We start from the raw sequence: 404 nt of genomic DNA, 5'->3' as shown, positions 1-404 counted from the left end.
CTACGCGTTTGGTGGCGATGGCGGAGGGGTTCCACACGTACCCATCCCGAACACGACCGTTAAGCCCTCTAGCGCCGATGGTACTTGGACCGCAGGGTCCTGGGAGAGTAGGACGCCGCCAAGCGAATTCCCTTTGGGGTATTTTTTTTGCCCCCCTCGTAGAGAAAAAGGGTTATATATGTGGGCCCTTAGCTCAGTTGGTTAGAGCGCACCTCTGATAAGGGTGAGGCCGGTGGTTCGAGTCCACCAGGGCCCACCATAAATACAATAGTAATATCGAAGAATGGGGCCATAGCTCAGCTGGGAGAGCGCCTGCCTTGCAAGCAGGAGGTCAGCGGTTCGATCCCGCTTGGCTCCACCATTCCCTGATAGCTCAGTTGGTAGAGCACTCGACTGTTAATCGA

General features: G+C 55.7%; 2 tRNA genes and 1 rRNA gene. All 3 read left to right on the top strand.

The window, feature by feature from the left end:
- Window positions 1-7: 7 nt before the first annotated feature.
- Window positions 8-124 (top strand): 5S ribosomal RNA (rrf, locus tag M3636_RS29230).
- Window positions 125-182: 58 nt separating this feature from the next.
- Window positions 183-259 (top strand) — tRNA-Ile (locus M3636_RS29225).
- Window positions 260-285: 26 nt separating this feature from the next.
- A tRNA-Ala gene (locus M3636_RS29220) sits at window positions 286-361 on the top strand.
- The last annotated feature ends 43 nt before the right edge of the window (window positions 362-404 follow it).

The sequence above is a fragment of the Paenibacillus sp. MER 99-2 genome (genome assembly GCF_023714095.1).
Classification (GTDB): Bacteria; Bacillota; Bacilli; order Paenibacillales; family Paenibacillaceae; genus Paenibacillus.
Note: the sequence above shows the minus strand (reverse complement) of the source record. Positions and strands in the feature narration are given on the sequence as shown.